The organism is Vibrio sp. J2-4, from assembly GCF_021728155.1.
GTDB classification, from domain to species: Bacteria; Pseudomonadota; Gammaproteobacteria; order Enterobacterales; family Vibrionaceae; genus Vibrio; species Vibrio diabolicus.
Genome location: NZ_JAKKCN010000002.1, coordinates 966067 through 988348 on the forward strand (window position 1 = coordinate 966067; position 22282 = coordinate 988348).

29 protein-coding genes are annotated in these 22282 nt (G+C 43.3%); 23 read left to right on the top strand and 6 right to left on the bottom strand.

Annotation, left to right across the window (positions count from 1 at the left end):
* Window positions 1–45: 45 nt before the first annotated feature.
* The 7 genes from L3V32_RS09845 to L3V32_RS09875 all read left to right on the top strand — a co-directional run bounded on the left by L3V32_RS09845 (window position 46) and on the right by L3V32_RS09875 (window position 3035).
* Window positions 46–504: a Ref family recombination enhancement nuclease gene (locus L3V32_RS09845; RefSeq protein WP_020840922.1), complete on the top strand. Its 459-nt coding sequence runs from the start codon at window positions 46–48 to the stop codon at window positions 502–504.
* A 69-nt stretch (window positions 505–573) separates the two neighbouring features.
* On the top strand, window positions 574–870 hold the full coding sequence (locus tag L3V32_RS09850) for a hypothetical protein (RefSeq protein ID WP_237284191.1): 297 nt from the start codon (window positions 574–576) through the stop codon (window positions 868–870).
* Between the two features lie 39 nt (window positions 871–909).
* Entirely contained in the window at window positions 910–1542 is a 633-nt protein-coding gene (locus L3V32_RS09855) for a hypothetical protein (RefSeq protein ID WP_237284192.1), read from the top strand.
* A gap of 104 nt (window positions 1543–1646) precedes the next feature.
* Window positions 1647–2039, top strand: coding sequence for a hypothetical protein (locus L3V32_RS09860; protein WP_020840918.1), 393 nt, complete (start codon window positions 1647–1649; stop codon window positions 2037–2039).
* Window positions 2040–2049: 10 nt separating this feature from the next.
* The gene (locus L3V32_RS09865; RefSeq protein WP_237284193.1) at window positions 2050–2556 is read left to right on the top strand and encodes a hypothetical protein; all 507 of its coding nucleotides are present in this window, start codon (window positions 2050–2052) and stop codon (window positions 2554–2556) included.
* Window positions 2537–2821 (top strand): hypothetical protein, encoded by a 285-nt coding sequence (locus tag L3V32_RS09870; RefSeq protein ID WP_021453067.1) that lies wholly within the window; start codon window positions 2537–2539, stop codon window positions 2819–2821. The genes L3V32_RS09865 and L3V32_RS09870 overlap by 20 nt, the downstream gene beginning before the upstream one ends.
* Window positions 2822–2825: 4 nt before the next feature.
* Window positions 2826–3035, top strand: a complete 210-nt coding sequence (locus tag L3V32_RS09875; RefSeq protein WP_020840915.1) for a hypothetical protein — start codon at window positions 2826–2828, stop codon at window positions 3033–3035.
* Window positions 3036–3346: 311 nt separating this feature from the next.
* Here L3V32_RS09875 and L3V32_RS09880 read toward each other — a convergent pair whose 3' ends face one another.
* The 6 genes from L3V32_RS09880 to L3V32_RS09905 all read right to left on the bottom strand — a co-directional run bounded on the left by L3V32_RS09880 (window position 3347) and on the right by L3V32_RS09905 (window position 8660).
* Window positions 3347–3880: a hypothetical protein gene (locus L3V32_RS09880; RefSeq protein ID WP_206972390.1), complete on the bottom strand. Its 534-nt coding sequence runs from the start codon at window positions 3878–3880 to the stop codon at window positions 3347–3349.
* Window positions 3881–3985: 105 nt separating this feature from the next.
* Complete coding sequence (locus L3V32_RS09885; protein WP_237284194.1) at window positions 3986–5224, bottom strand: hypothetical protein; 1239 nt, start codon at window positions 5222–5224, stop codon at window positions 3986–3988.
* A gap of 148 nt (window positions 5225–5372) precedes the next feature.
* Entirely contained in the window at window positions 5373–6050 is a 678-nt protein-coding gene (locus L3V32_RS09890; RefSeq protein WP_029810779.1) for a hypothetical protein, read from the bottom strand.
* A 141-nt stretch (window positions 6051–6191) separates the two neighbouring features.
* A complete protein-coding gene (locus L3V32_RS09895) occupies window positions 6192–6890 on the bottom strand; it encodes a hypothetical protein (protein WP_237284195.1) in 699 nt (232 codons plus the stop codon).
* 156 nt (window positions 6891–7046) lie between these two features.
* Complete coding sequence (locus L3V32_RS09900) at window positions 7047–7451, bottom strand: hypothetical protein (RefSeq protein WP_237284196.1); 405 nt, start codon at window positions 7449–7451, stop codon at window positions 7047–7049.
* 672 nt (window positions 7452–8123) lie between these two features.
* A complete protein-coding gene (locus L3V32_RS09905) occupies window positions 8124–8660 on the bottom strand; it encodes a hypothetical protein (protein WP_237284197.1) in 537 nt (178 codons plus the stop codon).
* Window positions 8661–9140: 480 nt separating this feature from the next.
* On the opposite strand from L3V32_RS09905, the gene L3V32_RS09910 reads away from it, so the two are divergent.
* The 16 genes from L3V32_RS09910 to L3V32_RS09985 all read left to right on the top strand — a co-directional run bounded on the left by L3V32_RS09910 (window position 9141) and on the right by L3V32_RS09985 (window position 22281).
* Window positions 9141–9383 (top strand): type II toxin-antitoxin system Phd/YefM family antitoxin, encoded by a 243-nt coding sequence (locus L3V32_RS09910; protein WP_020840902.1) that lies wholly within the window; start codon window positions 9141–9143, stop codon window positions 9381–9383.
* Window positions 9384–9395: 12 nt separating this feature from the next.
* Window positions 9396–9731 carry a type II toxin-antitoxin system RelE/ParE family toxin gene (locus tag L3V32_RS09915; protein ID WP_020840901.1) on the top strand — a complete coding sequence of 112 codons (336 nt, stop codon included), beginning with the start codon at window positions 9396–9398 and terminating at the stop codon, window positions 9729–9731.
* Between the two features lie 182 nt (window positions 9732–9913).
* Window positions 9914–10495: a hypothetical protein gene (locus tag L3V32_RS09920; protein WP_237284198.1), complete on the top strand. Its 582-nt coding sequence runs from the start codon at window positions 9914–9916 to the stop codon at window positions 10493–10495.
* A 230-nt stretch (window positions 10496–10725) separates the two neighbouring features.
* Window positions 10726–11160 (top strand): hypothetical protein, encoded by a 435-nt coding sequence (locus L3V32_RS09925; RefSeq protein WP_237284199.1) that lies wholly within the window; start codon window positions 10726–10728, stop codon window positions 11158–11160.
* Between the two features lie 38 nt (window positions 11161–11198).
* Window positions 11199–12116 carry a hypothetical protein gene (locus L3V32_RS09930; protein WP_237284200.1) on the top strand — a complete coding sequence of 306 codons (918 nt, stop codon included), beginning with the start codon at window positions 11199–11201 and terminating at the stop codon, window positions 12114–12116.
* Window positions 12106–13899 carry a putative pyruvate/2-oxoglutarate dehydrogenase complex, dihydrolipoamide acyltransferase gene (locus L3V32_RS09935; protein ID WP_021454674.1) on the top strand — a complete coding sequence of 598 codons (1794 nt, stop codon included), beginning with the start codon at window positions 12106–12108 and terminating at the stop codon, window positions 13897–13899. Before L3V32_RS09930 ends, L3V32_RS09935 begins: the two co-directional genes overlap by 11 nt.
* Before the next feature lie 11 nt (window positions 13900–13910).
* Window positions 13911–16016: a phage portal protein gene (locus tag L3V32_RS09940; protein ID WP_021822480.1), complete on the top strand. Its 2106-nt coding sequence runs from the start codon at window positions 13911–13913 to the stop codon at window positions 16014–16016.
* Between the two features lie 19 nt (window positions 16017–16035).
* Window positions 16036–16548 carry a hypothetical protein gene (locus L3V32_RS09945; RefSeq protein ID WP_020840894.1) on the top strand — a complete coding sequence of 171 codons (513 nt, stop codon included), beginning with the start codon at window positions 16036–16038 and terminating at the stop codon, window positions 16546–16548.
* 66 nt (window positions 16549–16614) lie between these two features.
* Window positions 16615–16869 carry a Gp49 family protein gene (locus L3V32_RS09950; RefSeq protein ID WP_213967218.1) on the top strand — a complete coding sequence of 85 codons (255 nt, stop codon included), beginning with the start codon at window positions 16615–16617 and terminating at the stop codon, window positions 16867–16869.
* A gap of 26 nt (window positions 16870–16895) precedes the next feature.
* Entirely contained in the window at window positions 16896–17381 is a 486-nt protein-coding gene (locus L3V32_RS09955; RefSeq protein ID WP_025562158.1) for a hypothetical protein, read from the top strand.
* Between the two features lie 207 nt (window positions 17382–17588).
* Window positions 17589–18701 carry a hypothetical protein gene (locus L3V32_RS09960; RefSeq protein WP_127891399.1) on the top strand — a complete coding sequence of 371 codons (1113 nt, stop codon included), beginning with the start codon at window positions 17589–17591 and terminating at the stop codon, window positions 18699–18701.
* Window positions 18702–18715: 14 nt separating this feature from the next.
* Entirely contained in the window at window positions 18716–19939 is a 1224-nt protein-coding gene (locus L3V32_RS09965; protein ID WP_237284201.1) for a N4-gp56 family major capsid protein, read from the top strand.
* Window positions 19940–19998: 59 nt separating this feature from the next.
* Window positions 19999–20445 (top strand): hypothetical protein, encoded by a 447-nt coding sequence (locus L3V32_RS09970; RefSeq protein ID WP_025604732.1) that lies wholly within the window; start codon window positions 19999–20001, stop codon window positions 20443–20445.
* A gap of 113 nt (window positions 20446–20558) precedes the next feature.
* The gene (locus tag L3V32_RS09975) at window positions 20559–21023 is read left to right on the top strand and encodes a hypothetical protein (protein WP_020840888.1); all 465 of its coding nucleotides are present in this window, start codon (window positions 20559–20561) and stop codon (window positions 21021–21023) included.
* Window positions 21023–21601: a hypothetical protein gene (locus L3V32_RS09980; RefSeq protein ID WP_062850815.1), complete on the top strand. Its 579-nt coding sequence runs from the start codon at window positions 21023–21025 to the stop codon at window positions 21599–21601. Before L3V32_RS09975 ends, L3V32_RS09980 begins: the two co-directional genes overlap by 1 nt.
* An 8-nt stretch (window positions 21602–21609) precedes the next feature.
* On the top strand, window positions 21610–22281 hold the full coding sequence (locus L3V32_RS09985; protein ID WP_031856814.1) for a DUF6682 family protein: 672 nt from the start codon (window positions 21610–21612) through the stop codon (window positions 22279–22281).
* Window position 22282: the final 1 nt, after the last annotated feature.

The window sequence follows — 22282 nt, forward strand, 5'->3', positions numbered from 1 at the left end:
GTGAATGCAGCGCTTTTTTTGTGCCTAGAAAACAGGAGAAGAGCAATGAAAGGTCGCAAACCGACAAAGGCAGAACAGATCTATGGACAGGCCGTGATTCAACGTTGTGGCTGTATAGCTTGCGATAAGCTTGGTCACCCGAATGATTGGCCTGAACCGTTGGAATATGTTGAGTTTCATCATTCGAGTGAGAAAGGTGCGGTTAAGCCACTAGCTCACTTTTTTGGTTATGGCCTTTGTCCCGTTCACCATCGAGGCGCAACTGGCGGCAACCCAATACCAGAAGGCGAACCAGTACGACACGATCCGCTAGGTAGTCGCAAGCAATTATTCTTCAACAAGGTTGGTACAGATTTAGAGCTGGTGGAATATGCGTGGTCTAAATTGCCACTAGAAGCGCTCGATCAGATTGGAGAGCTTACCGGAATATGGAGCTTTGAAGAGTTGGTGCGAGAGGACGCGAAGCAACGCAACATTTTTGAAAACATAAATTCCAATATTTAGGTTTGTTTGCATAATCATCGAACGGATACAATTATTTTTGTTCAATGAATATTGCAAGGTATGACTGACATGACCAAAACCAAAATTTCACCGAGAGATGAAATCGCGGCAATAGGATTTAACGCAGCTATTCGTCTCCTTTCTATCCATAGACATTGCTCAGAGCAAGATGCAGTTGAGTACCTAGCGTTCGAGCTAGGCCGAGCAATTCCACAGATTGAGCATTACCGAGTAGTAGGGCTAAGTATCCACTTAGTTCCTAAAGTCATCGAGATAATGCGACAAAACAAAATCCCATTTGGCCGCCACCAGCTAGCGCCAACAAAAGAAATTATTGCTATGGCACAATGGCGCAACACAAAGTGACGCAAGGTATTACCAGACAAAACACAGGGGAAAATAGGCTTGATTGTTGTTTTGTTTGGATTCGTGATCTTCTCTGTTGGTCACGCTCTTTTTATGATTTCGGTGTTGTCGTTCTATGATTCTATGAATCGAAAGTTAACAAGTAAGACATCGACCATAATTTTTTTTGATTGGAACGCTGCTTATGACGAGCGGCTTTCTTCTAAGCCCTTTGTGGCTAATTCAACAAATAGGTATGAACAAATGACCGACCAAAAAGTGCTAAACAGCAAAACACGACCAGAACTAATGAACTTTCTTGAAGAGTTTGTGCAAAGGGACGGTTTTAAAATCGCCTTAACCATTAATCCAGAGATTCAGGATGATGAAAGAGTAGGTCTAGGCATTAAACACGAACAGTTTCCTACGGTTAACAATAATCTCGCTGATCACATCGGTTGTGCTTTGAACGAGGTGATCAAAGAGCTTATGCCTCAACTTCTTCCAAAGGTAACAGCTATTGCTCTTGCAAAGATGGCAGGTGTGGATTTGAGCAGCGTGAAACTTACAGAGTGCGATTGTGAAGATTGCCAATGCAAGGATTCTGAACACCACAATGAAAGCGACGAATCAAAAGACGACGGAGCAGAAAAGATCCGAATTACTTCAAGCCCGTCAAATCGTATTCACTGATGCGAAACGCTTAAACCTTGATGAGTTTATGATCCGGCTAGCCAAGCTAGTCGGTTCGTACAAGTCTGTCACTATCTACGAGAACAACGAGGAAATATCCAGCTATGACACGCGAGATTGTACTGTCAACGCAAGAACAGCTACTAGCAGAGGGGATTCTTTCGAAATCAAGATCACTACTTAAACAGATGGAAGCCAACACGCTGCAACCTGTTAGCGTTAGTGAGCTTTGTTCCTTAGCAGCGGCTAAAGCCTTGGCTCTTCTACATGACCATGAGGATGTATCGAACATCGTTATGGAAAACATTTCTTTTGGTATCGCTAACTCGAATTACTACTTACTCCGAACCAAGCAACAAGAAAGCCAAATCAAAGAACTACAAGAAGAAGTGGCCCGACTCAGTAAGTTGCTTGAAGAGTCCGGCCAGATAACTGTTATCGACGCAGTTACACCGGAAGAGGCCGAACTAGGCGAAGTTAGTAAGCAAGACAGCTAAGGAGAAAGTAGTGAATACCATTGACGCAGCGACCATTGTTTTTCAAGACGTACTTGGTTTTGATAATCCAGAATTTGCAAGCGCTTACGTCCAACTAGCCTACAGCGACCAAGCGGAGCTTGACGCCCTATGGTTTGACTTAAATTGCGACTCAATGAAAACCATTCTGGCGAACGTAATTGCAGAGCGCACCGGAACGTTGCCGACTCTAGTTAAAGCGGCCATTCAAACTAAGCCGCAGTTTTGCGATTACTCAGTGATGAATCACATTGCTTGGCAATCGCTTGTTAATCATGCCGTCAGTCAAAAGAACGCAGAAATTACGTGTTTTGAACTGGCTAAAATCATTCTGATGTATCCAGATTGCCCTAAGTTCTCGGAAGCTTGCGAATACGTTATGGAGCTTGGTTGCGACGTTCCTAGTGATTTTCGTGCGGATTTTACTGTGTTCTTTAACGAGACTGTTTCTGAATATATCGAAGAAGAGGCAAAAACCGATGAGCGTGAGCGAGATTAAGCAATTAGAGCGCGATTTAGGTGCCGTGATCGGTTATTTGAGTGCGCCTAAGTTAAGCGCGGTTCAGTTAGTTATTCGCAAGGCAGAGGCAATCAAGCGCCTTACCCGAATGCTAGACGAAGCAAAGTTTCTAAAGCAGCAAACAAAGTGCATGGTATTGCATGAGTTATTTGCTGAATTTGAGGGGCGTTCGGCCAGCTCTTTAACGATAGAGAAGCTGGTGGACGTTATTAAAGAGTGTAATGAGCATCTAAAGACGGTGTGAGCCTATGGGATACGATCTAGCGGAGTATTTAAAGCAGTTTGGTTTAACAGTTGCCGACCTTGAGGACGAGTCGGGGCGAGGCCGTAATACGCTTTACACTTGGTACAAAAAAGATAAGCAGATTCTTATGTGCATCATTCGATCACGGCTTTCTAGCAAGCTGCAAGTGATTGCCAAAGATATCGAAAACAAACTTTCCATGTTGGAACGATAGTTATATCGGCCATCGAGATTGAGTATTCAGTAAAAACCATGTCTTTTGGCGTGTGAGCGAATGATAATGTGGGCATGTAAAGCGTACATACTGTGTATATTGGTGTGTACGCTGTTCTATCCCTGTAGACTTAGTAAGGCGATGGTCTCACTGCGTTAAACCATCAATACTGGACATCAAGTGAAGCGATTTTCGATGTGAAATTTAAATTGATGCTCCACCACGGCCTTCCAATAATATCACGCCGTGTTAACGTGTGAGCAACGCATAGTGAAAATGCCACGCGTTGCGAATCCCTCTTAAACAGTTTGTTATACCTTTACTAAGTCTTTCAACTTGAGCTGCATGCTCTTTACGCAACTTTCCACTTTAGCAGACAAAACTACTAGCTCTCCACAATCATGCTGCTTTGTATTCTTCGGGGCTGATGAATAATCTTTAAATCTAAAATCCATTACTTTTTTAGTAAAAGTATGAACTGCAGACAGTAATTTTTCATGGTTTCCAGCTAACTCTGGAAAATAAAGACTAACCAACATTTCCAATTCAATTAATGGCGGAAGTTCGGAAACTACCTTTTGTTCAAATTGTTGCTGATAATGAATATGACTTATGCACTGGCTCATATCATTCAACAGCTCATTGTTAATTTGCACCAGTAGGCGGTAGATCCGCTCAACTCGTTCACGCTCTCGAGTCTCTTGAGCTAATTTAGACTCACGGTCCTTAGTTAGTTTTGCATTAAAGTATGAAGCACAAAATGCAATGCCTGCACCTAATAGAGTTGAGATCAAAGGTATCAACTCACTCAAACTAAACGGAGTATGGGTAATCTCTGTTGTCATTACTTCTCCCTGAGGTATAACGCCGCATTAAGGTGTGAGCGGCGCTTGGCTATACTTGAGCGAAGCGAAACTGCCAAGCGTTGCGAATCACTCTTAAATGCTTTGTTATGAATTTTTATTTCTCATGAAATACTCATAGTTTAACAAGCACTTAATTAACTGATTTAGAGAATGCATTAAACGATACGAATCTAGTATTTTGCGTGTAAAACCTAAAAAGTAAATTTCATTTGGCTTTTCCTGCTTCATCCCCTCCTGTTTAGGGAAGTACATTACTTTTTGAGAAACTTCATCATATTCAGCTTTATAGTGTGCAACCGCATTTCTCAACTGATTATCAGCGACACTCTTTGAGATCGGTAGCCAAGTATCATCAATGAATTCGAGTTTCTTACCAAATGGCTTATTAGCAAAGTCGTTAAGATTTTTAATCTTCTCATCTGAGAATTTATTGTGGTCACTACGTTTTAATAAATTATTAACACCGGCTACGAGCACAATTTGTCTGGATATTATCTCTGAAATGTCTTTATAAAGATCCTTATAATTTTTGAATTCACGTGAAGACACGCGATAAGGAACTTGCTCATTTCCATCGACATAATCTTTATCGTAGTCTAGGAATAGTGCAGGTCTGAGGGCTAGTTCTAGCTCCAATATTCTCGGATAAATCTCAAAGCAATCCTCTTGAAGATTGAAAATAAATTTAGATTCAACTATTTCTTTAACAAATGAGTCCATGATTTTTTTGTCTTTTTTGACAATATCATTGAACTTAGTAAGGTACAGACTGACATCTTCAGCATTAGATGTTGGGGTTGAAAATGGATAAAAAACCTTCGCAATAACACAATACATCATCATATTAATGTCACAGTCTTTAAACGATTTAGCAGGTTCATCAAACTCTTTCTCCGCAAGATCAGAGAGGACTTTGTTTCTTTTTCTCTTGTATAAGTTGACCAAGCGCTCAATGACTTCATGCTTCTTGTACAACTGGTTCAACGAATCGAGTCTAAAGTTGTGGATTTGAAAATTTTCACGTCCAATACGACCAATAGCTCTAAGAAAAGGTGTCTGCCCCATCACATAAGGCTCAAATGACACTGGAAAATCAATATGCAAGTCAATAAATGGGTTTTCACCAGTAAAGTGCCCATCCAATGGGTAGCTTTCTGCGCCGTACATCTTGGGCTGTTTACCCTGTTCAACAGTTACTTCTATTCCAGATCCACAAGATGGGCAGGCAAACCTAAAAGGCTGAACATCTCGGTTAGACATACCAAAACGGCAATCAACTAACCCTCCACATGTTGTACATTTTAATCTTTCATTAAAGTTCACTAATTACACCTTACCTAAAAATTCATAACGCCGCGTTAAGTAGTGAGCGACGCCACCACTGAACCTAAACCATTGTGCCGTAAACACTAAATTCAAAGCAAACCGAAAATGCCATGCGTTGCGAATCTGCCTTAAACGCTTTGTTATGTTAATTTTGACAGAGGTAGACCAAGAACTTTTCAATTTCACTCAATGCTTCAACAACATAATCGTGTGAAATCATTATTGTGGAACCAAATAGACTTAACCCTTTAATGCCTTGAATTGTTTTACTAGTGATTTTTTTTGTCTGTTCAATATCACCTTCAGCATGAATCAAGGAGTTGCGCAATTTATTTAAATTAATAAGGTTAGACCAAGCGCCATTGCAAACAGAATCAGAAAAATCGACAAGCTTAAACTTTTCCAAGTAATTTCTAGCCCTGAATATCCCATTCCCGGAAAAGTCGGAAACTGAAATTAGTAGATTAAATTCTCTCTGCTTTTGATAACAAATACGATTTAATGTATTTTCTAAATATGCATACATGCTCAAAATGGATGATATTCTGTTAACTCGATAAAAGTTAAACTCTAGATCTATCAGTTGATCGCTAAAACTATAGTCATAGTTCTCATCAGTCTCATCATGCTTTGTGAGCTGTTGCTGTACAGTATCAAGCTCAATCATCAGGTCTCGATGCTGCTTCCGTGAACCTTCGACTTGTTCAAAAACCGATCTCAAAACAGAAATTCGATACTGCACTGAGCCAGCAGTAACAGGGTGACTTAGATGGTTTTCATATACCATAGGCTTAAAACCAAACTTAGCAAATTTATCAGTCACTTATAACTCCAATTAATTAACATAACGCCGCGTTAAGTGGTGAGCAACGCATACTACTACACTTAAAGTATTGTGCCGTAAACACTTAAACTGAAGCAAACCAAAAATGCCGAGCGTTGGGAATCCGTCTTAAACGCTTTGTTAGCCATTTAACTCACCGAGTAGTGCCTCAGCCAAACCTACACCTATTTCTAACTGTTCATAGTCAAAATTTTCGGTAGTAGAATGCACCTGATGATTTCGGATCATTCTCAGTCTTGTAAACCGTTCAAACTGCTCCCAACTGATTTCACCAGTTTTCTCAAGTTGCTCCCACTTAAATGTGTGACCAGCAGAAATATTGTGTTGTTTGAACTTAGTATGGATAGTTGATTCAAGCTGATTCCACAACAATATTAGGTTTTCAATACTAACCGCTTTGTTTACTTTCTCGGTTTCAACACCAAATAGGTTATTCAGTAACACCGCAGCGATTTGTCGATACGCTTTTAAGTAGCGGCTATCAACGGATAAGCCTGTACCGTCATGGTAGAGTTGATTCCTAATTCGGTGGTAATGCTCTATATCACCCTCATCTAAGCCGATAAGCTTAGATGAAGCATATTTGAACAAAAGCTCGACCATTTTGGGGAAGCTATTACCTGCCTCGTCTTTTTCCTTACGAGGGAACCTAAAACCAGATAATTTTTCAGGTAATGACAAGAACGTCCGTATTGACGTTTCAACGGAGTTATCAATGCTGATGAAAGCTATCCGCGAATCGAATGCTGAACCTAATTCAATATGAGAATCTGCATGACGGAGCAATTCTAATGCTCCAGAAGCCCAAGTATTTTCCATCGATACTCCAAATTTACTGCAAAATGGCTAACGCCAAATTAAGGTGTGAACAACGCAAACACCTTACCTAACGCATTGTGCCATAAACACTAAATTAGCTTGAAGTGAAAGTGCCGAGCGTTGTGAATCACTCTTAAATTTATTGTTAGCAATATTTTACAAACCGATACGCAACAGTGGCATTGGGATTTCTAATTTCACTGCAATGAAATATACAAACATGACCGAGAAACCAATAACTAAAGTGGTTACTCCTCTAAAAAAAGTGTTTCTCAATTGAGCATTTCTTTCCATACGCGAGATAAGTACCTCCTCATCAACGAATTTGTGATGATGGTCATAAAGGTCTTTATAAGCTTTAATTAGGTGACCTTTTCTCTGATCTTGATTTGTACCATCTTCTGCAATTGATTCGTTATACATTCTTTCAAATGAATCTAGGTCGTGAAAACGTTTTTTATGGAATGTCAGTAACCTCTTAGTTGTATGATGCAAAGAGTCGACACCATCACCAAGTTTTTCCTTTGTAGGAGGTTGCGCTCCCCCTGATAAAAATGCCATCTATATTCTCCTACGAGTGCTTTATTGCTAACGCCGCGTTAAGGGGTGAACAACGCTATACCACCCGACCTAGACCATTGTGCCATACACACAAAAGCTAAACTTTGAACCAAAACTGCCAAGCGTTGAGAATCCCTCTTAAACGCTTTGTTATGTGCGTTCTTGTTTATTCACTTCTCGCCTATACCAAGATTCTGAAACACTCCACGTTATTAAGCTTAGAGCAACTCCAAGAACTAACAGAACCACCGCTGATAAACCGAAATCAAACCAGAACTCAGTCCACGTTCTAGTTTTGTCAAATAGGCTAAAACCAACAGTTTTGCCGGACAATACCGAACCACCTGCAATTAAGGTAGTTTTCAAAACGTAGCTACACCGCCCTTTTTGTCGGGTCTGATTCCACCGGCTTAATCTTTTGCTTTTCCAAGTACTCATAAGCTATGAACTCCATACATGCTTTCGGGAATCCTACTCTACAATCGAAGCCGTTGCTGAAAACCAGTACTTAGTATGCGAGGTAGCCCAAATTAGGCATTTAAGCACATAACGCCGCGTTAAGTGGTGAGCAACGCCAACCACCCTAGCTAAACCATTGTGACATAAACACTTAAACTGAAGTAAGCCGAAAATGCCAAGCGTTGGGAATCCGTCTTGAACGCTTTGTTATATTTATTTTGCTAGATCAGTTTTGATGTCATTCCATGCTTTTTCAAGCACAGACTGGCATTGTTCTTCCAGTGCCCTTGCATAACTACCTAGATTTTTGAGGCTGTTTGCGTCCTCCTTTCCAACACTTGAGGTAACATCTTTCATCAGTGATTTCAAAACTTTAGTATATTCCTTTTCAGCATCTAGCATGAGCAATATCTTAGACCTATAGTAAAATAGTAATTTATAATTTCTATTTGCATCGTCTGTTAATTGATAGTTGCTGGTTTGACGTCCATTTACAGCAACCAAGTAAGCTATTGATATAAACTGAGACATATTTTCCCGCAACTCGGTTACCCAAGCCTGCCTGAGTTCAGCAATTTTCTCTTGGCTTTGACTTTTTTGATTTCTTCTAGTGATCCAAACTACTGCAATGGAAGTTAAAATACTTCCTAAACCGATGGCACCAGTCACAATCAAAGCGTAATAGTCTGGGGTAATGGACAAAAGTATCTCTTCGCCACCAGTGCTCAATATGAACTTTCCGTCACTCATTCAGTTTACTCTCCATTTTTGATAAATATAACGCTTTCCATACGGATTTTAGCCGTCTTCCATACTTCTATCATGTAATCTTTCCAATTACAGTTCAATTGATAATCAATAGGTTAATGAGAAGTGATGGATATTAGATTGCAAACTGACGGATAGTTTAAAAGCTTACTTCGACTACCTCGGATAGCCGTCGGCAAGGGAGACTTTCATCCAGATGAAGTTAATTCGCTTCAGTGAAAACCAACAATAGGGCATAAATGAGTTTGCAATGCCTATTGCAAAAGCTCCTTCAAGTAGTCGTTTTATGGTTAATAAGCATAAAGAGCACTTAATCGATCAATCCGAGTTGGGTGTGAGCTAAATTTAGTTTAAATTTGGACTAATATAGATTTTGGTGTATAGTTAGTAACGCAAACAAATGAACCCAGACTAACTTTTAAATTTAGCTGGTTTACATTCTTATACCGAAGGAAGAAACCCATGCGAACTGAGACGGTAAGCTATTTAAAGAAAAATGCAGCCGATCTCCCACTAGATGAAGCGATGACGATCACACAAAACGGTAAGCCGATTTATGTGGTGGAATCATACGAAGAACGACTAAAGCGCGATCAAGCAGTAGCCTTGATGAAGCTTGTTACTATCAGTAGCAAGGACGTAGCTCAAGGTCGCACGATGTCATCGAGTTCATTTAAGGAGAGGTTGGCCGCCAAGAAATCATAAGGTGACCATAAGATGGCCAATGTTGTTTATACGGAAACGTTCGCTAACACAGCAGAAGAACGTATTGACTACTACTCACAATGGAATGATTCCACTAGCGTAGTAGAGAGAATTGAAACTTTGATTGAGACGTTCGAGCAGAACGTTGAGAGCAATCCGGCCATATATCCGGCTTGTTATGAGCTAACTCAGCTTGGAGTGTATCACTTTCGTCAGTTTAGTTTTGATGGGTTCAAACTTATCTATCAATACGACGATGCGACAGATACGGTTTACGCCATGGTTTTGATTAGTGATAAGCAAGATTTGCAGAAAACTCTAGTGGACTACTGCATCCGGTTCTTATAAAACTGATGATTAAAAGCCGCCTTTCGAGGCGGTTTTTTTATGCCTAAAGGTCGCAATAGCGGCTTTTTTGGTCATCCTCAAAAAAATGTTTTCGTTCGTGTCTTTTTGTTTACAAGCGAAAACAACGGAGCTATATTTTACATGTAAACAAAATTGCACCTTTCGACACGAGGATGACCAAAATGACCAACTTAAAAGAAAAACAAATCAAACTGGCTACTGCTGCTATTGCTGATCTTAAAGAGCTGGTGGCGCAAACAGGCAATCTACTAATGAATCTTTCTAAATCTGGCGTTGAGGCAACTGCAAAGGCCGTTTGTAACTTCTACAACGAAGCGTCACCAATCCAACAAGATTGCTTAGACATTGCTTACTGCTGGTGTGGTTCTTGGGATTCAGAGAACGAAGCGCGTGAAGCATTGGAAGCCGTTAAGGGTAACGCAATCAAAGCCCTTGCTTGGAAGCAAAACCGCCTAGAAGTGTTTGAGTGTGAGCGTCCAGAATACCGCCAAGGCATTACTATCTATGAAGTGGTGCGCGTTTCTACTAAGCGAGGTGAACCGCTATCAACGCATACTAATTACTTCTCTAGCAAAGATAGAGTGAAAGCATTCCTAAACAAGAAATACGACTTTTACGCGCCGGATATGGAAGAGAACAGCAAATTCAAATGTATCGAACGCTCAGACTACTCTTTGCAGTTCTACCAAGAAGATGAGGAATATCTGATTGAGTTCCACATGAACCATGTAGATGTAGAGTAATTATTTGTTCGGGAGGTTGTTAGCATGAACGCTGAAGCAATGACTCAAGAAATGTTCAATTGCATCTTAATAGCCGTGGAATACTTTGCCATTCTTTTTATAGGGATGTTCATCTTTCGTAAACGAAATGTGTTTAAGGGTGAAAAATAATCCTCGAACATATATTTAAAATAAACAAGCCAGCTTTAATGCTGGCTTTTTTGTTATCATTCGTGTCATAAGGTTCACAGGTGAGAATAGATATGGCCGTTTATATCCCCGTCAGACACTTAGGAAAGGCTTTTATCGAAAGCCAAGCCAAAACACCGACCAAACAGCAAAGGGACATTAGCAAGGCTTACCAGAAGCTACATGCGCGTGTTCAGCGCAACCTTATCGGCTTGCCACCATATCAAACTGAAGTTCTATTTCATCCGACTCGCAAATGGCGAATGGATTACGCTTGGCCCGACTTAAAGATTGCCTTGGAGGTTCACGGCGGTACTCATTCAAATGGGCGTCACACTCGCGGCGTTGGCTTTGCAAACGACAGAGAGAAGATGAACGAAGCGCAGCTTTTAGGCTGGATTGTTATTGAGATTGCATCGGACAACTTAGGCCAGCTTAGAGGCTGGTTAGAACGCGCCTTTGATCATCGATCGAAAACGGTGAACACTGAACAGTGATAATATGTTGACGCAATTGAACACTCGGAGTTAGAGAAGTGGCGAGAATTAATTGGGAACGCATTAAAAAACAATACCTTATCGAATACGAAGAAACTGGCGTTGACGTTAAGACGTTTTGTGTTCGCAATGGTTTAGTCTACTCCACAGCAAGAAAGTACTTAAATAACAAACTGTTACAGAGAAAAGAGAACAAACCAAGCGAACAGAACGCGAACAACGAAGAAGTTCAGGGCGAAAAATTACAACCCAAAGGGATCACACCGCCCAAAACCAAAATCAAACGCAAGAAAACCGCGAATCAATCAAGTGCCAAAAATGGACACGGTGGCCGTCGAGCTGGCGCTGGCGCTCCAAAGGGAAATAGCAACGCTTTCGTGCATGGCTTGATGACTAAAGCATTTGGCAACCTAGTTAAATACTCTCATCAAGTCGATGACGAATTTAAGTTAGAAGTGCATAAGCTTGCCGCTCTTCAGGCGCTTGAGTGCTACACGCAATACAAAGATGAATTAGCTGACTTCCTCAAAGAGCTGGAAGAACGTGGCGATAAACCTACAGAACTAGAGCAGGAGTTTATTGACCGACTTGAGAAACGAATCGAGTCGAGTTTTGGCATGGTTTGCCACCACACCGGAAAGCTTGAGTATTTAGAGGGCCAAATGGCGAACCGTCGATTAACCAATCGAGCAATAAGCAAGGTTATCGCTCAAACCACACAAGTCGAAGTTGATACCAACCTTAAACGCAAAGGCATTGCGTTGGCCGAAGCGAATACTGACAAGGCTAAGGCTCAAGCTGCGCTTGCTCGTCATGATCTCGACCAGAAACAACGTGAAGGTCTAGGCGACGATGATGATCTAGGTATGTTGCTAGATGAAGTTCAAGATTTGGATGACGATGAAATCATTCAGCGCTTCAAAGATAAAGGTGGAGTGTTGAACGATGATGAATGATGGTATTCAGCCGTATAAGGATTCTATTAATGGCCGTGGCATAAACCTAGTTATGCCAGCGCTTACCGATCAGCAATTCAAAGCGCTTTCACGGCCAGAGAAGCGCCGTTACTTCAGGAACTATATGACCTGTAAGGAATGGCGCTTAAACAACCTTTACAAGATAGAGAATGATAAAGGTCGCGTTGTCACGTTTCGAATGCGTGACGCTCAGAGAGATCTCTTTGAAACAGCCCATACCTTTGAATTGATTCTTAAAGCGCGTCAGTTGGGCTTTAGTACCTTTATCGACTTGTACGCGCTGGACTCGTGTTTATTCAATAAGAACTATGCCGCAGGTATTATCGCGCAGGATTTGGAAAGTGCTGGCGCTATCTTCCAGACAAAGGTTGTCTTTCCATATAACAATTTGCCAAATTACTTGCGTTCTCGCATTCGTGTAGTTCAACGAGCTGGTGGCGCTAACGGTGGCCGACTCAGTTTTTCCAATGGTTCACGAATCCGTGTTGCAACGTCATTCCGTTCCGGTACGTTGCAGTTTCTACATATTTCAGAGTTGGGCCGTATTTGTGCAGGTTACCCACAAAAGGCCAAAGAGATCCAAACAGGTTCGATGCCTACTGTTCACGAAGGTTGCAAACTCTTTATTGAATCGACGGCAGAAGGCGCGGCAGGACTCTTTTTTGAGTTGTGTAAGAAAGCCGAGGAACGAGCACATAGCGGAGTGAAGTTGGGTGCTAAAGATTTCCACTTTAGATTCATTCCTTGGTTCACTCATCCTAGATATTACTCACCATTGCCATTAGGCGGATTGAAGCTATCCAAATACTTTATTGAATACTTTAAGTCGATTGAGCCATTCGTGATCCGTCACTTGGGTAGACCGTTAACGGATGAGCAAAAGCAGTGGTATGTCGAAACCTATAACCACTACGAAGAGTACACAAAACAAGAGTATCCAAGTACACCACAAGAGGCGTTCTTAACGTCAGGCCGTCGTGTATTTAGCGCTCCTTCCTGTATGGCTGCGGAGTCAGCTTGCTCCAAGCCGTTGCTTGTCTATGACGTTAATCCAGAGACAGGCGCAATGTTTGATGTTCGAGATAGCGTAAACCGTGAAGGTAAAAGCGAGAACATGCAGAACGGACTACAGGGCTATTTGCTTATTTGGGAATTGCCTGATCCAGAAAAGGATTACGCCCTTGGCGCTGACGTTGCGGAAGGTCTGGAACATGGGGACAGAGGTTCAATTGATGTGCTGGACGAAACTGGCAATCAAGTTGCTCATTGGTTTGGTCATATCGACACAGATCAGTTTGCAAAGATTATCGCAATCATTGGCAAGATGTACGCAGGTAAAAACGGTAGAGCGGCCTACGCTGCGCCAGAACGAAACAACCACGGCCACGCCGTTTTAAACGTTCTACGCGATATCTATCCAATATCCAGAATCTACCAAGAAGAACACCACGACAAGGAAGATGAGGACGAAGAAACAGGGCGATTAGGCTGGCTTACCACTCGTAAATCCAAGCCGATAATTATTTCAAACTTAAATGAGCAATTGCGCAATAATACGTCGGGCATTCGATGGATCGGGACAGTTACAGAGCTGAATACCTACGTTTATGACTCCAAAGGAAGCATGAACGCAATTGAAGGCGCATTTGATGACCAAGTGATGAGCTATGCGATTGCGCTAGAAATGGTTGTTCGAATGCCTAGAACCATGACCAAGTTACAGCCACGCACCAAGCGATCAAGCGATTGGCGTACTAAGTGAGGGGAGAATTTATGGCTTGGAATGAAGACCATGCGGAGCATGACGGCAAGGGCTTTAACCTTGCTCAATTACGCCGATTAGTCTCAAACGTGGAAGCACAACCAAACTGGCGCGACCCAGCGCAAAAGTGTTGTGATTACTACGACGGCAACCAACTAGCGCCGGAAGTAAAACAAGTCTACGAAGAACGTGGACAACCGATCATTATCAATAACCTAATAGCGCCAGCTATTGACGCCGTTTTAGGTATGGAAGCAAGAACACGAACTGATCTTGTACTTACAGCCGATGACGATGACGGCGAAGAGCTACGCGATGCACTTCAGGAGAAGTTTAAAGATGCGTGGCGGCTTGCACGAGCTGATCGCGCTAATGCCGACGCTTACGCTTCACAAATTAAAGCTGGTATTGGTTGGGTAGAAGTTACCAGAAATGACGATCCTTTCTATGGTGGTGGCTACAACATCAAGCCAGTTCGCCGTCAGGAAATGTGGTGGGACTGGAACGCTCAAGAGGCCGACTTGTCTGATGCTCGATGGTTGCTGCGTAAACGTTGGGTAGACGTTGACGAGGCTATTGCTCATTTCCCTGAACACGCCGAAATCATTCGCCAAGCAATGAATAATTGGGAAGACTTTGCAAACCTTGAAAGCTACGAAGAGCAAGACCAAGATTTGCTTGCTGCTTACCATGAATTTGAGAGTTGGGATCGAAATACGTCTGAATGGTTAGATCAGGCGCGTGGCCGTATCTGCTTACAGGTTATCTACTACCGTACATTTAGACGCGGTTATGTCATCGACCTAAAGAATGGCCGAACAGTTGAATACAATCCAAATAATATCGCTCAAGCCGTTGGCGTAAAAATGGGTACATTTAAACCACGAATTGCTACATGGTCAGCAGTACGCGAAGCGTGGTTTGTTGGTATTCATAGAATTATTGATCGTAAATCAGTTGCACCGAGCGGATACTTTCCAATTGTTCCGTTCTTCGGTTATCGAATGGATAAATCCGGCCAACCTTATGGTGTTGTAAGCCGAATGATTAGTGCTCAAGATGAGATCAACTATCGTCGTATGAAGCTTACGTGGTTGCTACAAGCTAAACGTGTCATTGCAGACCAAGACGCAACCAACATGAGCCGCGAGGACTTGCTAGAAGAGGTCGAACGCGCAGACGGTTACATTGAGTTAAACCCTGATCGCAAGAACAAGAAATCAATCAGTGAAGCTATCCAGATTCAGCAAGATTTCAATATTGCGAGTCAGCAGTTTACTGTTATGCAGGACTCAATGAAGCAAATCCAAGACGTTGCTGGTATCTACAATGCAATGTTGGGCCAAGACTCTTCAGCCACCAGCGGAGTGGCTATTAACTCTCTAGTGGAACAAGGCGCGACTACGCTAGCAGAGATCAATGACAACTATCACTATTCGAGAACACGAGTTGCTGATCTGTTAATGGCCTATCTAATCGAAGACCTAGCGAAGCAAAGCAATATCGCTGTAACTATCAACAAGCAAGACGCCCATAAGCGAAAAGTCATTCACCTAAACGTGACCAATGACGACGGCACAGTGACCAACGACGTTAAGCGTTGGAAAGGTCATATCGCTCAAGCTCCAATCCAGCAAACTGCCACATTCCGCGCTCAAATGGCTCAACAACTAACCGCGCTAGTTGCTCAGTTGCCACCACAAATTCAAATGGCAACGCTAGATATGGTTGTCGAGTTAATGGATGTACCTAACAAGCAAGAGATCCTGAACCGTATCAGACAAACTCTAAACATTCCAAAAGCGCCGGAAGATATGACGCCAGAAGAACAAGCAGCTATGCAGGAAGAACAACGCAAGCAGCAAGAAATGGCTGAAATTCAAATGCAGCAGCTACAAAACGAGGTTGCTTTAGGCGCGGCCAAGGTTGAAGAACTACAGGCCAAGATTGCCAAACTACAACGTGATGCAGAAAGCCAAGACGTTAAAGACAACAAGGTTGAGGCCGAAACTGCGAAAGTTTTACAGGAGGTCGCAGAAGTCAAAGCACAAGCAGATAGCACAGTTAATGCAATATTAGCGAACATCGACCAGCAATTGCTAAACCTTCAAATCTAAATGTAAGAGGTAACTAGAAGTGTGGGAACAAGTTAAAAACATCGTGGGCGAATCCGCCCCTTTGGTTGGTTCATTACTTGGCGGTGCCACTGGTAAAACAATAGGTACTCTGATCGCTGGCGTTCTTGGTGTCAAAGATACACCGGACGCCGTTATCAAAGAGCTGATAGAAAACCCTGAAGCTCTAACAAAGATTATTGAGTTTCAGAATCAACACGCAGTTAAGTTGCAAGAAATGGCGCTTAACCAGTTATCTATGCAGCTAACAGACACACAAGACGCGAGAGACGCACACGGCGATCACTGGATGCCTTCAGCGTTAACTCTGATCTTGTGTGTCATGGTGTCAGGTATGTTTTGCTCATTGTTTTGGTGGACGGTTCCAAAATCATACGAGCAACTAATTATCATGATCGCAGGTCAGGTAATGGGCGCGTTCTCAACGGCTATCGTGTTTTGGCTAGGCTCAACGATGATGCAGGGCTTAGGTCGAACAAAGCAACCAATGAAGTTTATGAAGTGGGGGAAGTAAGTAAATGAAATTACCAGCCGAGTTTAAGCCGAATACTGAAATTCAAGAAATGATGGAAGAGCTAGGTTGCACTGGCAACGTGTAAAGCCTCAAGACATTGTTGATCGAATTGAAGAGATTGATTTTCAAACCGTCACGCTTGCAGGTAATAAATTCATGTATTGCGGCATCAAGATGAAAGGCGGCTTTGTTGTTGTTGGTAAACCAGCAACTTGTATCGACCCTGAAAACTGGCGTGACCAGATTGGCCGACAAGTGAGTTTTAACAACACATTCGAAGAGATCTACAAGCTAGAAGCTTACAGAAAGATGAGCGCATAAGACGTAATTGTTTGGAGAGAAAAGCCATGTATGACAAACGACTAAGAAGCTATCGACCTAAATGGTTCAAGACTTGGGAACTTGTGAGCAAAGCTGCTTATCAGGCGCGTGGTGAAAAGGCCATGCTTGGTATGGATGCTCGATTGCTGATCACCATTGATGAGCTGCGAACGCTGCTTAGTGAAATCGATCCGAAGAAAGCGGCGCTTATCTGTAACAACTGGAAAGCTGGTGGATCTCGTGGTTACTCAGGTTTGCGACTTGCGAGTGACAAATATTTCACTCCATTCTCTGCGCATGGCAGAGGGCAAGCTGTTGATTTAATTAGTAATCATTACACGGCTCAAGAGTTGCGTGATTTGATTATTAAACACAAAGACCGATTCCCTTATCTAACGAGAATGGAAGAAGGTGTGAGTTGGTTGCACTTGGATGTGTTCAACTTACCAGAAGATGCACCAGAGAATGCAATCCTGTTGTTTACTAAATCAGGTGAGACTCGTTACGCCTAGATAATTATCGAACGTTAATTTTTAGTTTGCATTCGTAAATTTGTGGTACATTTATCAGCAAATTGAGTGTGCGGCGAAAAACTAACGCAACACGAGAACATAAAAAAGCCAGTTAGCGCGATTGCGTTAGCTGGCTTTCTTGTTCGCAAGTGCGGCGATAAGCACAAACCAAACGCAAGCGCAGCGATAAGCGCACATGAGGGGATTATGACTATAGAACTTGACCAAGCACTATTAACTGGCAACGTCGAAGACATTGACGCACTGCTAGATGAAATTGACCTAGATGACGATTTGGGCGTTCTCAGCGGTGAAAATGACCAAGACAACCATTCGACTGATAACGAAATGGGCGTAGGCGAGGAAGATGAGGCACTACCAAGTGTTATTGACACTACTCAGCCAAAAGGTGACGCCAACCTAGATAAATCAGAACAGGGCCAAGAGCCTAAAACGAATGCGGCCAAAGATAGCATTGGGGTTCGAGAGATTGACGGCAAGCTCTACATTGAAGTTGATCCAGACAATGCAGCGGTAGCAAGTAAGGACGGTAAACATACGATTCCTTATGCAGTTCTAGAAAAGGCTCGCAATCAGGCGAGCGAAGCGTCAAGCCGTATGCAGGAGCTAGAGCAACAGTTAAGTGAAGCTACAACCGCCAAGGAAAAACTACAGCTATACACCAAGCAATTAGAAGAAGCTGGCATTACGCCTGAAAAGCTACCTGAAGAATTGCTGAACGATGAAAATGCACTCAATGCGCTGCGTGATGAGTTGCCAGAAACGGCAGCAAATTTACTAACGGCGCTAGTTAAGCGTTTTCAAAGTAAGGCTGCGACCACTCAACAAGAAGCCAATGACGGAGTTAACGAAGTTACTAACGCGCTAAACGCTGACGAACTAACAGAACTTCGCACTTGGGAATCGAGTGACCGTGACCGTTGGGATATGGCCCTAGTTATCGACAACAAGCTCAAGAATGATCCAGCGTTCCAAGCCATGCCACTAAAAGAACGCTTTGCAGAAGTGCAACGCCGAGTGAAGGCCGCTTTCGGTGATCCGGTTCAAGCGTCAATTGATGCTGAAAAGGCACAGAAACAAGCCGAGCAAGGCCAGCAGCAACCTCAACAAACGGCAGAAAAACAAACCGTTGTACCTAATTCACCGTCTAGTCTAGGTGGTTCTTCACTGGACACTACGGCGGCAGCTAATCAGGCATTGTTGAATCAAGACGCACTAGCGCTTGAGCAATCACTTGCCAATATGTCGCCAGAGAAGGTTGAAGAGTTCCTAGCTCAAGCGGTGATAGCTCTAGATTAGTCGAGGATTTCATAATGACTACTATCACTAAAGCTCAAGCTGCTAAAGCGTTTGGTGCCGCGCTGTTTACTCATACGCGCCGCCAAAACACTTTTGTAAACATGCTAACTGGTAAAGCTCCAAAGGTAGTGCCAGCAGACCGCAACCGAAACAAAACTCAAACTGAAGCTGGTGCGCCAGTTGTAATGATCACCGACCTTACAAAACAGGCTGGTGACACAGTTGAAATGGATTTGTTCCACAACTTGGGCGGTATGCCAACGATGGGCGATAAAAAAATCGAAGGTCGTGGCGAGTCTCTATCAAAAGTTGAGTTTGAATTAGTCATTAACCAAGGCCGTCATAACGTCGATTCAGGCGGTAAGATGGCTCAACAACGCACCAAGCAAAACCTACTTCAAGTAGCTCGTACAATGCTTGGTAACTACTTCAACGATCTACAAGATGAAATCGCAACGTATCACCTAGCTGGTGCGCGTGGTGACTTCATGCCTTCCGACATGATTGTTCCAACTGCGGATCATCCAATGTTTGGTGAAATCATGGTTAACCCTGTTACCGCTCCTACAGCGGATCGCCACTTCTTCGGTGGTGACGCAACAGGTATTGCAGATATCGTGGCAGCCGACACGCTAACCCTAGCGAAGATCGATGAAATTGCGCTTTACCTAGAAGAAATGGCACATCCAATCAAGCCTATCCGCTTCGAAGCAGATGAGCTTTACGGTGAATCGCCTTTCTACGTTCTATTTGTTACTCCGCGCCAATGGGCCGACCTATGGGCTGACGTTCAAGGTGCTGGCAAAGTGCAAGAGCTGATCGCGAATGCGGTTAACCGTTCGCAAGGCTTTAAGCATCCACTATTCCAAGGTGACCGCCTAATGTGGCGCAATATCTTGGTTCGTCAATACCGCAAACCAGTACGTTTCAATGCTGGCTCTAAAGTGAAAGTTGGCGCAGCAAGCGGCAACGGCACTGAAACTGAAGCTACAGCAGCTACCGTAATTGACCGCGCAATCCTACTTGGCGGCCAAGCGCTAGCAGTGGCTTACGGTAAATCTTCAAGCGGTGCTCAGTTCTCTATGCACACCGAGAAGGTTGACCACGGCAACGGTCGTGAAACGTCTATCGCTTGGATGAGCGGCGTTAAGAAAGTTCGCTTCCAAGAGAAGAATGGCCGAATCAATGACTACGGCGTAATGGTGCTAGATACAGCCGTTGGCGGTTTATCTAAGTAATAAGTGACTGGCTGGCTATCTAGCCAGCCTTTATTCATCGGAATCAAAGGAGAATTGCAATGGCAGTTAAAGTATCACCAGCTGTTAAGCAAAACGTCTACAACGGTACTCACGGTAACCTTTCAGTGATGTTCGCTGAAGTTCCGGCACTTGCTGATGGTGACTCGGTTATCGCAGCAAGCCTTGAGGCTGGCGTGAAGCTGGTGGAAGTTAAGATTCTTACCAAAGGCGAAGCGGTTACTAGTTTGACTGCACAAGCATCGCTTAATGAAGTGCTGCTAGGTGATGGTATTCATGCGCCTCAAGTTGGCACCAAGCTAGAAGATGTGATCGGTACGGCCACGGAAGTTCCGAAAGGTGCGTTGTCGTCTGATGCGGCTGGATACTTTCCGTCAGAAGATGTTGCTGAAAAAGATAAGTGTCTTGTTCTAACGTTCGCAGGTGCCGCAGTTACGGAAGACAAGATCCGTCTAGCGATTTACACCACTTCAGTCGGCACTATCTAAGATAGTCCACTCTGTTGAAAAACAGGCCAGTCAGATAATTGGCTGGCCTTTTTTATATGTTCCGTGGCAATGGCCGCAGCTCAACACATCGAATACACATAAGGGTATTGACTATGACAGCAGAAAAGAAAATTGTTTGGATCGGTGAAAAGCCAATTAAAAAAGTAAACACGCTTGGCCGTGACTACTACTTTAACCGTGGCGAACCAACCAGCGTACCGGAACAAGTGGCGCACCGATTACTGCAAATCAAATCTTGTTTTGCTACTCCTGAAAGTGCTCAGTCTCTAATCGAGAGCCTACAAGCTGAAGAACAAAAGCGCCAGCAACTAGCGGAACGAGCGGCGCAACTAAAAGCTGAAGAAGAGAAAGCAAACACTTGGCTCGTTATGGTTGATGGTGAAGTCGTCAACATTTCCAAATACACCAAGGCGAAACTTGAAACCGTTATCCTAGCAGAAGAGCTTCCGATTGATCCGTTAGCGTTGGAAGTTCCAGAAGGCGAAACACATGCGTCAGCTCTACGCATGGCAGTGCGTGACAAGCTACACGCTAAACACGGTATTCCAGAGGCTTAATGATGAGCGCACTATCTGATTTATATCGGTTAGTGCGTCAGCGTTGCGCTGGCGTTGTCGATATCATGATGGATGACGCCTTGCGCGACTCTTACCGCGAGTTTTGCGAGAAATCAGAGTTCCTAAAAACAAAGGTCAAATTGACCGCCGTTGTGTCTGGTGTGCAAATTCCGGTTGCTGGCATTCCTACCGATTCAGCAATTCTAAAAATTGACAGCGTAGTGAGTAATTGCGGTTCTCCGCTTTACGTCAATGACGACTACGTTTTTGATCCTGTAACCAACGAGTTCACATTCACGAATCACTTTGATGTGGTGACCGTTACGGCGGTACTAAAACCAAAGCTAAATTTCGATGAGAACAACCTTAATTCATACCTAGTTGAAAATTACGGCGAAGCTCTAGCGGCTGGCGCTGCTTACCGCCTCCGACTACAGGTTGGTACAAATTGGTTTAATCCTGATCTCGCGTTGATGTACGAGCGTGAATTTATAGAGGGTTATCGCCGCGCTTACCGACTAAGCAAAGACAACTTCAATTCATTCAAAAACAAAGTGCGCAAGCACAATTTCTACTAGAGGTGTGTATGTCTGCTAATAACACTCCGGTCAAACACTTGATCGATGAGGCAGCTCGTCTCGTTGTCGATAAAAACATGATCCGTTGGGATAAAGCGTTTTGGGTTGATGCGTTCAACTCGGCAGTTCGAGCAATCCTAGCAATTCGATCTGATGCGCTAACGGCCAATGAGGACTTTGTTTGTGTTGAGGGTTCAACTCAGACAATTCCAGTAGGTGCTCGTTTTGTTGTTGATGTTCTGCGAAATAAAGGCGGCGCGGCCATTTCTGGCAATGTGGATTTGAAGATGCTTGATGATTATCGCCCTGAATGGCGTTCAGAGCCTCTTGCTAGCACGGCCAAAGCGTGGCTTTACGATGACCGAAATCCAACCACGTTTTATATGTATCCTCCGGTAGTTTCTGGAACAACCATTGAGTGCGTATTTGCAAAAGTGCCTACGCCAATAACTGAAAGCGATTACGACTCTGAAACCAAATGCGAACTAAACCCGATGTACGACAACGCAATCATTGAGTGGCTTGTCTACCGCGCATTTAGTGAGGATGCGGAGTTTACCGCTAACGCCGCTCGTGCAACCACAGCATTAAACGCCTTTAGAACAATGCTAGGCGACAAGAGCCAAGCAGATAGCATCGTTCAACAAAAGAGCGCTGATATCAAAAACCAACCACGCTAAT

Coding starts and splice junctions, on each gene's coding strand:
- L3V32_RS09850 (WP_237284191.1), top strand. CDS start 574: ATGACCAAAACCAAAATTTCACCGAGAGATGAAATCGCGGCAATAGGA.
- L3V32_RS09960 (WP_127891399.1), top strand. CDS start 17,589: ATGACTATAGAACTTGACCAAGCACTATTAACTGGCAACGTCGAAGAC.
- L3V32_RS09915 (WP_020840901.1), top strand. CDS start 9,396: ATGGCCAATGTTGTTTATACGGAAACGTTCGCTAACACAGCAGAAGAA.
- L3V32_RS09910 (WP_020840902.1), top strand. CDS start 9,141: ATGCGAACTGAGACGGTAAGCTATTTAAAGAAAAATGCAGCCGATCTC.
- L3V32_RS09940 (WP_021822480.1), top strand. CDS start 13,911: ATGGCTTGGAATGAAGACCATGCGGAGCATGACGGCAAGGGCTTTAAC.
- L3V32_RS09845 (WP_020840922.1), top strand. CDS start 46: ATGAAAGGTCGCAAACCGACAAAGGCAGAACAGATCTATGGACAGGCC.
- L3V32_RS09955 (WP_025562158.1), top strand. CDS start 16,896: ATGTATGACAAACGACTAAGAAGCTATCGACCTAAATGGTTCAAGACT.
- L3V32_RS09920 (WP_237284198.1), top strand. CDS start 9,914: ATGACCAACTTAAAAGAAAAACAAATCAAACTGGCTACTGCTGCTATT.
- L3V32_RS09970 (WP_025604732.1), top strand. CDS start 19,999: ATGGCAGTTAAAGTATCACCAGCTGTTAAGCAAAACGTCTACAACGGT.
- L3V32_RS09880 (WP_206972390.1), bottom strand. CDS start 3,880: ATGACAACAGAGATTACCCATACTCCGTTTAGTTTGAGTGAGTTGATA.
- L3V32_RS09895 (WP_237284195.1), bottom strand. CDS start 6,890: ATGGAAAATACTTGGGCTTCTGGAGCATTAGAATTGCTCCGTCATGCA.
- L3V32_RS09980 (WP_062850815.1), top strand. CDS start 21,023: ATGATGAGCGCACTATCTGATTTATATCGGTTAGTGCGTCAGCGTTGC.
- L3V32_RS09905 (WP_237284197.1), bottom strand. CDS start 8,660: ATGAGTGACGGAAAGTTCATATTGAGCACTGGTGGCGAAGAGATACTT.
- L3V32_RS09975 (WP_020840888.1), top strand. CDS start 20,559: ATGACAGCAGAAAAGAAAATTGTTTGGATCGGTGAAAAGCCAATTAAA.
- L3V32_RS09935 (WP_021454674.1), top strand. CDS start 12,106: ATGATGAATGATGGTATTCAGCCGTATAAGGATTCTATTAATGGCCGT.
- L3V32_RS09965 (WP_237284201.1), top strand. CDS start 18,716: ATGACTACTATCACTAAAGCTCAAGCTGCTAAAGCGTTTGGTGCCGCG.
- L3V32_RS09870 (WP_021453067.1), top strand. CDS start 2,537: ATGAGCGTGAGCGAGATTAAGCAATTAGAGCGCGATTTAGGTGCCGTG.
- L3V32_RS09860 (WP_020840918.1), top strand. CDS start 1,647: ATGACACGCGAGATTGTACTGTCAACGCAAGAACAGCTACTAGCAGAG.
- L3V32_RS09875 (WP_020840915.1), top strand. CDS start 2,826: ATGGGATACGATCTAGCGGAGTATTTAAAGCAGTTTGGTTTAACAGTT.
- L3V32_RS09985 (WP_031856814.1), top strand. CDS start 21,610: ATGTCTGCTAATAACACTCCGGTCAAACACTTGATCGATGAGGCAGCT.
- L3V32_RS09900 (WP_237284196.1), bottom strand. CDS start 7,451: ATGGCATTTTTATCAGGGGGAGCGCAACCTCCTACAAAGGAAAAACTT.